The organism is Candidatus Limimorpha sp. (assembly GCF_056203535.1).
In genome coordinates this window covers 1-8,514 of the sequence record NZ_JBADWU010000008.1, presented here as the reverse complement: position 1 = coordinate 8,514, position 8,514 = coordinate 1, and the positions used below count along the sequence as shown (strand labels likewise).

Here is an 8,514-nt window from a genome sequence, read left to right as displayed (position 1 = left end):
TTGTTCCTTTGTAAACTTCATTTTAAGTCTGTTATTTAGAGTTTGGGCACCCTAAAGATACAGACTTTTAAGGGATTGGACTGATTGGCCAATCCCTTTTTTTAGCCTCTGCGCTCAGACACACTTTTTGGGACAGTATCGCGTCCAATGTTTGGGCCTAAATGTATAGATGCCCTTTTTTTGTCAAGAATTAGAGAATATTGGACATAGTCCTACTTGAAGTTTGCGCTTCGCGCGAGAATTATAAGGAAGCGCTTCGCGCTCCTTGAGCGAAGCGAAAGTCTCTAATTCAAATGAACTTCCGCAGCACATTGTCCAGCACGTCCGTTAGGCTTCTCAAATTCTCTAATTCTTGATTGAAAAAATTCTTGATTGAAAAAAATGAACGGACAATATACAGCCATAAACTCTTTTTCTTTGTCAAGAATTAGAGAAGGAGAGAATATTGGACATAGTCCTACTTGAAGTTTGCGCTTCGCGCGAGAATTAGAGGAAAGTGCTTCGCGCTCCTTGAGCGAAGCGAAAGCCTCAAATTCAAATGAACTTCCGTAGCACAATGTCCAGCACGTCCGTTAGGCTTCTCTAATTGACTACGTCGAATCTTCGATTTCTCTAATTCTTGATAAGATAATAAGATAAAAATAATAAGATTGTTATGGAACCGCTTAGCGAATTGACTGATGGCAAAGTGTTTTTCGTGTTTTGTTTGTGCCAGCAGGTAAACAAGTGCCATAAAAAAACCGCCAGCGAAAACTGACGGTTTAGTTTGTATCAAGGGAAGTTGTCGCCCAAAGCTTACTCGACAAAAACTTTCTCGGAGTGCCCTCCCATACGGACGATATACAGCCCTGAACAGAGTGAAACCTTTGTTTCGTTCAACACTTCCACATCCATGACCTTCTGGCCGATAATGTTGAAGATTTCTGCGGTTCCTTCGCCCTTGATGGTGATGATACCATTATTGGAAGGGTTAGGATAAACATTGATTGGCGAAGTAACAGCTTCATCGACACCAAATTGAGACTTTTCAGTCCCAATGACGACGAATGTGTTTGTTATCGTAACACATGCATTCGAGTCACGAAGATTCACCGTATAAATTACGGTGTCTCCAGCAGCTGGTCCGAAGATTTCAATTCTTTTCATTCCGAAGTACTCATTGATGTTCTCTCCATCTTTGGTCCAACTCAGTGGGTTGATGTAGGTCTCCTCGTATGGCACCCAGTGCCATGGCTTGAGGATCTCTTTCTTACCTTCTTCAACGAAGAGGGTATCGGTGAACGGGACCATTTGGGGTGGGCGAGTGCAGGCTTTGCGAACAGTGACCATACCATACATTATCATTCTGTTATTAGCCTCATATACTGCTAGTTGAGCAATATTGTTGACTCTGATGTATTTTGAAAAGCCAACACATTCTCCTAAGACACCATCCCAAATCTCAGCTACTCCTGGACATTCAATAACTATCGGAAGATAGCCATTGTATGCTTCAGTCAGATTTTCGATAGGAATCGTGTCTTCGGGAGTCAGGTGAGAATTACCGGAGCCCCAGATGAAGATGTCAACGACATAATCCTCCCAATTTTCTGGGGTATCCACCCAGCCTGTTGGGCTGCTTATTGTTTGAGCGTTGGCGTTCACGATTGCCATCATAGCCACGGCGAGAAGGGTAAATATTTTTTTCATAATAACCTCCTTTTTTCCAATTATCTAATGCGGCAAAAATATTGAATTTCAAGATAGAAACAAGAGAAAATCGTGTTTTTGCCAAAAAAAGGCAATTTTTCATGGTTTTGGTGCCAATCGCGAAAAATGCAAAAGATGCGAATGATACTTGAAGACATTTTCATATTTTTGCGCATTGAACAACGAAAACAGACGGCTATGGGACAGAAACTTCCAATCGGGATACAGAGTTTTGAGGACTTGCGGAGCAAAGGCTTCAAATATGTGGATAAGACGGCTTTGGTGTATAAAATGGTCACCGAAGGCAAGTATTATTTCCTTTCGCGCCCGCGCAGGTTCGGCAAGAGCCTGCTGCTGAATACGTTGGAGTCGTATTTCCTGGGGAAAAAAGAGCTTTTCGAAGGTCTCGCCATCGCTGAACTGGAACACGACTGGACGGAATATCCCGTGCTGCATCTGGATTTGAACACGCAAGTGTATAATACTCCCGAGGCACTTGAAGGAATCCTCAATGTACATTTATGCCGATGGGAGAAGGATTTTGGCAGCAGCGAGTCGGAAAATTCACTTGGTCTGCGCTTTATGGGCGTTATCCGCCGTGCCTGTGAAAAGACAGGCCGCCAAGTGGTGATATTGGTCGATGAATACGACAAGCCGCTGCTGCAGGCCATCGGCAACACGGAATTGCAGGAGGCTTACCGCGCCACGTTGAAAGGTTTCTACGGAGCCTTGAAGTCGATGGACGGCTGCATCCGCTTCGCCTTTCTCACCGGCGTGACCAAGTTCGGCAAGGTAAGCGTCTTCAGCGACTTGAATAATCTGAACGACATTTCCATGGATGCCGCATTCCATGACATTTGCGGCATTTCGGAGCAGGAACTTCGCGCGAATTTCAGTGTGGAAGTTTTGGAACTTGCTGCCAAATTGGGCAAGTCGGTAGAAGAAACCTACGCCGCACTTCGCGAGAATTACAATGGCTATCATTTCTGTGAGGAGGAACTGCCAGGAGTTTATAATCCGTTCAGTTTAATCAACGCCTTTTACAAGGGAAATATTGGTGCCTACTGGTTCGAGACCGGCACCCCGACCTATCTTGTGGAACTGCTGAAACAGCACCAATACAACCTTTCGGGCATTGAGAAAGAGGAAGTTGTGAGCGATGTGCTGAACAGCGTCGACATTGCCTCAACCAATCCGTTACCCGTCATCTACCAGAGCGGCTATCTTACCATTAAGGGCTATGATGAGGAATTTGGTCTATACAAACTGGGCTTCCCGAACAAGGAAGTGCGTCAGGGTTTCGTGCGATTCCTCATTCCGAGCTACACCAACGTAGATGCCGTCGGCTCAGGCTTCGAAATAAGCCGCTTCGTGCGCTCGCTGCGCGAAGGCGACATTGAGGGTTTTATGGAACGTCTACAGTCATTCCTGAGCGCTTGTCCTTACGAACTGGAGCCTCAGCAGGAGCGGCATTTCCAGAGCGTGATGTATATTCTCACGGCACTTTGCGGCTATCACGTTGAGATTGAGAGCCACACCAACAAGGGCCGCATGGACATGACCGTGAAGACGAAAGATTACATCTACATTTTCGAATTCAAGTTCAACAAGTCGGCGGAGGAAGCCTTGGCGCAGATTAATGAGAAAGGCTATGCCGAGCGTTTCATGAACGATGGACGCCAGATTGTAAAGGTTGGCGTGAACTTCAGCACGGCCTGCCGCAATATAGATAAGTGGATTGTGGCGTGAGTTTTTTACGAACCGCAGATTAAGCAGATTTACAATAATTTACATGGATAAAATTCTGAATGCGTCCTTCGTTAAACTCAGGGAGCGCAGGAACTGCGCATGAATTATGCGGATTGGCTGGCGCAAGATGAATTTTGGAAACAAATCTTTCAAAAATCTATCATAAATCCTTGCTTCCATGCTGGAGAATGATGGCGGCAAGCCGCCGTAAGCTCATCGCCCCAAAAATCCTTCCACCCTAGTAGCTGGCATCGGCTTGACGATGACAGTTGTCGGGCGACCGATGAGGCGCACCGACATGGATTAAAAAAAGGAAAGACAAGAAAAAGATTTGTGTAAAGATTTGTGTTTGATTTGTTTCCAAAAGACAAATAATTTCTACTTTTGCATTTCAAACAGCAAAAACACGGCTATGGGACAGAAACTTCCAATCGGGATACAGAGTTTTGAGAAGCTCAGGACGGAGGACTATTGCTATGTCGACAAGACAGCATACATCTATAAAATGGCGACAGAAGGGTGCTATTATTTCCTTTCGCGCCCGCGCAGGTTCGGCAAGAGCTTGCTGCTGAATACATTTGAGTCGTATTTCCTGGGAAAAAAAGAGCTTTTCGAAGGTCTCGCTATTGCCGAATTGGAACACGAATGGACGGAATATCCCGTGCTGCATCTCGATTTGAACACACGGAACTATGCGGATAAAAGCAGCCTTGAAGCCGAGCTGAACAAGCACCTTGAACAATGGGAGGCCGAATATGGCGACACATATTCGAACCGCAGCATCGAAGAGCGTTTTACTCAAGTGATACGATTGGCCTACGAGAAGACAGGCCGCCAAGTGGTGATATTGGTTGATGAATACGACAAGCCGTTACTGCAGGCCATCGGCAACACGGAATTGCAGGAGGCTTACCGCGCCACGCTGAAAGGCTTCTACGGAGCCTTGAAGTCGATGGATGGATGCATCCGCTTCGCGTTTCTCACTGGCGTGACCAAGTTCGGAAAGGTGAGCGTCTTCAGCGACCTGAATAATCTGCACGATTTATCCATGCTACAGCAGTATCATGACATTTGCGGCATCACCGAAACGGAACTCAGGGCCAATTTCGGTGTGGAAGTGTCTGAATTGGCATCAGCCCAAAACATGACCATTAAAGAGACCTACGCCGCACTCCGCGAAAACTATGACGGCTACCATTTCTGCGAGGAAGATTTGCCGGGAATTTACAATCCGTTCAGCCTGCTCAACGCCTTTTCCAATCGTAAGATTGACTATTATTGGTTCGAGACCGGCACCCCGACCTATCTTGTCGAGTTGCTGAAACAGCACCAATACAACCTTTCGAGCATTGAGAAAGAGGAAGTCGTAAGCGATGTGCTGAACAGCGTCGACATTGCCTCAACCAATCCGTTGCCCGTCATCTACCAGAGCGGCTACCTTACAATTAAGGGCTATGATGAGGAATTCGGTCTATACAAACTGGGTTTCCCAAACAAGGAAGTGCGTCAGGGTTTCGTGCGATTCCTCATTCCGAGCTACACCAATGTAGATGCCGTCGGCTCAGGCTTCGAAATCAGCCGCTTTGTGCGCTCGCTGCGCGAAGGCGACATTGAGGGTTTCATGAAACGCCTGCAGTCGTTTTTGAGCGCTTGTCCTTACGAGCTGGAGCCTCAGCAGGAGCGGCATTTCCAGAGCGTGATGTATATCCTCACGGCACTTTGCGGCTATCACGTTGAGATTGAAAGCCACACCAACAAGGGCCGCATGGACATGACCGTGAAGACGAAGGATTACATCTACATTTTCGAATTCAAGTTCAACAAGTCGGCAGAGGAAGCCTTGGCGCAGATTAACGAAAAAGGCTACGCCGAGCGTTTCATGAACGATGGCCGCCAGATTGTGAAGGTTGGCGTGAACTTCAGCACGGCCTGCCGCAACATCGACAGATGGGTGGTGGAATAAAAATCCCCTATTTTTGTGAGGTAAATCTGATAGATTTATTCAGCTTCTTCTTCCTCAAGTTTTGAAGCATCTGTAGTTCCTTCCAAAACAATCACGATTTCGCCTTTCACTTCTTTTTTCCCGAAATATTCAATGACTTCGGCCAAGGTGCCTCTTGCGTTTTCTTCGTAGATTTTTGTCAATTCGCGGGCAACAGAAACATGTCTATCAAGACCGCAGACATCAGCCAATTGCTGCAAAGTCTTCACCAATCGGAACGGCGATTCGTACAAAATCGTCGTGTATGGATATTCCGCAATGGCTTTCAGTTTTGTCTGACGGCCTTTTTTATGCGGCAAAAAACCTTCAAAAATGAATTTTTCGGCCGGTAATCCTGAATTGACCAAAGCAGGGACAAAAGCCGTTGCGCCTGGCAGACATTCTACCGAGATATTACGCTTAACACACTCGCGCACAAGCAGAAAGCCTGGGTCGGAAATGGCCGGTGTACCGGCATCAGTGACCAAAGCCATGGTTTCGTCAGCTTCAAGACGGTCGGCAATGTGTTCCACCACCTGATGCTCGTTGCGGATGTGAAAAGCTGTCATCGGCTTGCTGATTTCCAAATGACGCAGCAAATTACCCGAAGTGCGTGTGTCTTCAGCAAGAATCACATCGACTTCCTTTAGCACACGGATTGCACGCAAAGTGATGTCCTCCATGTTGCCAATCGGTGTGGGAACCAAATATAGTTTCGACATAACTTAAGTAACTGTTCAAAATTAAACTTCAATTTGGATTTCGAGGCTGCGAGACTGCGAGATTTCGAGACGTCTCGTATTCTCGCGACCTCGATGTCTCGTTTTCAATATGTAAACTAAATTCGCTCATCTACTTAATTCAGATTTTAATTCATGTTGCTTCGACAAGCTCAGCAAGCAAATACGCTGCTTCGACAGGTTCAGCAAGCAGCCGTTAATCGTTAAACTTTCTGTGAATCAGGTTCAAGAGTTTCTGATAGGCTTCGTTGCTGCTATTCCATTGCAATTCAACCTTCAATTCATTCAAATAAATCAAAGTGCCGTTCAGCGTTTTCATATCGTCCAAGTTCTCGATAGACCGATTGTATTTTTCCATGCTGCCGCCAAACAGCTCGTTGACAAACAAAAACTTATCATTGATTCCAATGGCTGTTCTCAACTCATTGATTGGTTTTTGCTGCAGTTTTGCTGCCAGCGTGTTGTCATCGTGTTGCAAATGTTCGACTAAAGTTTCGGGCGTGTCCAATTCATATTCCGAATCATCTTTTTCAAAGTCGTTGACAAATGGCAAAGGCTCGGGTTCCAAAGGTTCTTCCTCAATTGGCTCAACGACAGAAACTTGCTCGATTTCTTCGGCAAATTCTTCCTCTGGTTCAACAACAGGTTCGTCAACCGGTTCTTCTTCCTGCTGCATTTCAAAAGATTCTTCTTTAACAAAGTTTTCTTCGTTATCAGCATCTTCAACGATTGGCATTACAAACGGATTGTCATGCACCAAATGTTCGCCATCGACCAAATCACGTTCTGGAATTTCATCTTCCGGCACTTCTTCAACGAAATGCACTATTTTTTCTTCCTGAACGGGCTGTTCCTTAGGCTGTTCCGACATTTCGTCAGCAACCTCATCGAAGCGGAAGAAAAAGCCGAATTCATCACCCAAAGGTTCTCTTTCTGACTTTGGCTTTTCCGATTCTTCGGTAATCGGTTCTTCTTTTATAGGTTCTTCCATCGGATTGAAATTCTCAGCAGCTTCCTTTTCGGTAGCCGTTTCTATGATAAAACCGACTGAAGCAGATGGATTTTCCTGATTTATATCTTCAACCTTTTGCTCATCTTCGACAGGATTTTTCTCAGCATTTGTTTCTTCCTCAAATTGCTTTTCTTCTTGAAAATCGTTTATAACAGATTCTTCAACAGATTCGTTTTCAACGGTTTCGGTTTCTGTCTCAGGTGTAGAAACAACTTCCTGTTCCTCATTTTGCTGTTCCGACTGCAACAGGCTTCCAAACAGGCCGCTGATGGCATCAGGATTGATGTCAAAATCCTGTTCTTCGTCATTTCCACTCAGATTAATGGAGCACAACATGTCGTAAACAGTGTGCGTGCGGTTCATTAAAACGTCCAAATCGAGCAGTCCAAGTGGTTTTTCATTCCTCAGAAGATAGTCGACTTGCTGACGTAACAGATTGATTTCCTGTTTTAAAGACAGTAAAAACTCTTTTTGATTATCAAAATTGTCGTTCATATTAATTTTCTATTTATTTTTGCTCTGAAAGAAACGATAAAAGTACAAATAATCTAAAAACGGAAGCCATGTTTCTTGAAAAAGATTCTCACAACAAAACGCAAGGCTGGATTGAAGTAGTATGCGGCTCGATGTTTTCGGGCAAAACGGAAGAACTTATCCGTCGTTTGAAACGCGCGAAAATCGCCAAACTGAAGGTTGAAATCTTCAAGCCGGGTGTCGATACGCGCTATAGCGATGAAGATGTTGTTTCGCACAATGCCACGGCCTTGCATTCCATTCCGGTTGAAAGTGCGCAGGAAATACTTTTTTATGCCAACGATGTCGATGTCATCGGCATTGATGAGGCGCAGTTTTTGGACGATGAACTTCCGAATGTGTGCCAACAGTTGGCAAATCAGGGTGTTAGGGTGATTGTCGCAGGCTTAGACATGGATTTCATGGGCAATCCTTTCGGCCCGATGCCGAAACTGATGGCCATTGCCGAAGATGTGACTAAGGTCCACGCCATTTGCGTGCGTTGCGGCGGTCAGGCACAATATTCGCACAGAACCATTGCGGGCGACAAATTAGTTGTTTTGGGCGAAACCGAAAGCTACGAACCGCTTTGCCGCGCTTGCTATCTGAAGGCAAGGAAAGAAAGGGAAGAAAATCAAAAAGGATAATGTGCATTTTTGCGGTAAAAAAGAAAAAATATCATGATTGTAGTCCTGACTTTGACAGCTGTTTTTTTAATGTTTGTAACTTGCTAAAAATCAATATTGTTTAAAAATCAAGATGGTGACGTGGGTGACGCAAGCCCGAAAATTCGTACCTTGCGGGCATGTTTGTACGCAGAAAGGTCAACC

7 protein-coding genes are annotated in these 8,514 nt (G+C 45.2%); 3 read left to right on the top strand and 4 right to left on the bottom strand.

Annotated elements, in window-relative coordinates; genetic code table 11:
- Positions 1-795: 795 nt before the first annotated feature.
- Positions 796-1,602 carry a T9SS type A sorting domain-containing protein gene (locus AC06MN_RS00840; protein WP_475670464.1) on the bottom strand — a complete coding sequence of 269 codons (807 nt, stop codon included), beginning with the start codon at positions 1,600-1,602 and terminating at the stop codon, positions 796-798.
- Complete coding sequence (locus AC06MN_RS00835) at positions 1,565-1,774, bottom strand: hypothetical protein (RefSeq protein ID WP_475670463.1); 210 nt, start codon at positions 1,772-1,774, stop codon at positions 1,565-1,567. The genes AC06MN_RS00840 and AC06MN_RS00835 overlap by 38 nt, the downstream gene beginning before the upstream one ends.
- A 113-nt stretch (positions 1,775-1,887) precedes the next feature.
- Here AC06MN_RS00835 and AC06MN_RS00830 point away from each other — a divergent pair, with 113 nt between their 5' ends.
- Entirely contained in the window at positions 1,888-3,438 is a 1,551-nt protein-coding gene (locus AC06MN_RS00830) for an ATP-binding protein (protein ID WP_475670462.1), read from the top strand.
- Positions 3,439-3,850: 412 nt separating this feature from the next.
- Positions 3,851-5,401 carry an ATP-binding protein gene (locus AC06MN_RS00825; protein WP_475670461.1) on the top strand — a complete coding sequence of 517 codons (1,551 nt, stop codon included), beginning with the start codon at positions 3,851-3,853 and terminating at the stop codon, positions 5,399-5,401.
- A 35-nt stretch (positions 5,402-5,436) separates the two neighbouring features.
- On the opposite strand, the gene rsmI is transcribed toward AC06MN_RS00825, so the two are convergent.
- Positions 5,437-6,141: a 16S rRNA (cytidine(1402)-2'-O)-methyltransferase gene (gene rsmI, locus AC06MN_RS00820; protein WP_475670460.1), complete on the bottom strand. Its 705-nt coding sequence runs from the start codon at positions 6,139-6,141 to the stop codon at positions 5,437-5,439.
- A 214-nt stretch (positions 6,142-6,355) separates the two neighbouring features.
- A complete protein-coding gene (locus tag AC06MN_RS00815) occupies positions 6,356-7,666 on the bottom strand; it encodes a hypothetical protein (RefSeq protein WP_475670459.1) in 1,311 nt (436 codons plus the stop codon).
- A gap of 68 nt (positions 7,667-7,734) precedes the next feature.
- Here AC06MN_RS00815 and AC06MN_RS00810 point away from each other — a divergent pair, with 68 nt between their 5' ends.
- Positions 7,735-8,331 (top strand): thymidine kinase, encoded by a 597-nt coding sequence (locus AC06MN_RS00810; RefSeq protein ID WP_475670458.1) that lies wholly within the window; start codon positions 7,735-7,737, stop codon positions 8,329-8,331.
- Positions 8,332-8,514: the final 183 nt, after the last annotated feature.

What these genes read in the sequence shown, in the direction of transcription:
- AC06MN_RS00830 (WP_475670462.1), top strand. Translation starts at nt 1,888, where the DNA reads ATGGGACAGAAACTTCCAATCGGGATACAGAGTTTTGAGGACTTGCGG.
- AC06MN_RS00825 (WP_475670461.1), top strand. Translation starts at nt 3,851, where the DNA reads ATGGGACAGAAACTTCCAATCGGGATACAGAGTTTTGAGAAGCTCAGG.
- rsmI (WP_475670460.1), bottom strand. Translation starts at nt 6,141, where the DNA reads ATGTCGAAACTATATTTGGTTCCCACACCGATTGGCAACATGGAGGAC.
- AC06MN_RS00815 (WP_475670459.1), bottom strand. Translation starts at nt 7,666, where the DNA reads ATGAACGACAATTTTGATAATCAAAAAGAGTTTTTACTGTCTTTAAAA.
- AC06MN_RS00810 (WP_475670458.1), top strand. Translation starts at nt 7,735, where the DNA reads ATGTTTCTTGAAAAAGATTCTCACAACAAAACGCAAGGCTGGATTGAA.